General features: G+C 34.0%; 1 pseudogene. It reads left to right on the top strand.

Annotated elements, in window-relative coordinates:
* Window positions 1–256 (top strand): annotated as a pseudogene (locus SB754_RS21360) (hypothetical protein); the annotation flags it as partial.

The following is a 256-nucleotide window of genomic DNA, read 5'->3' as shown; positions in this document are numbered from 1 at the left end:
ATGGCACCAATTGCATTGATATTTATTGGTCCTTTAGGGAATATAGTTGGAGAAGTTTTAGCAAGTGGAATTTTATTTTTAGATAGTAAAGCTTCATGGGTAATACCATTAATAATGGGAGCATTTACTCCACTATTAGTAATGACAGGAATGCACTATAGTTTATATCCAGCATTATTTACTCAATTAGCAGCACAAGGATATCAAACTATTATACCAGGTATGCTAGTATCTAATGTTGCTCAAGGAGCTGCAG

The sequence above is a fragment of the Leifsonia sp. SIMBA_070 genome, from assembly GCF_046534635.1.
In the GTDB taxonomy this organism is placed as follows: domain Bacteria; phylum Actinomycetota; class Actinomycetes; order Actinomycetales; family Microbacteriaceae; genus Leifsonia.
This window is presented reverse-complemented; position numbering and strand designations above follow the sequence as displayed.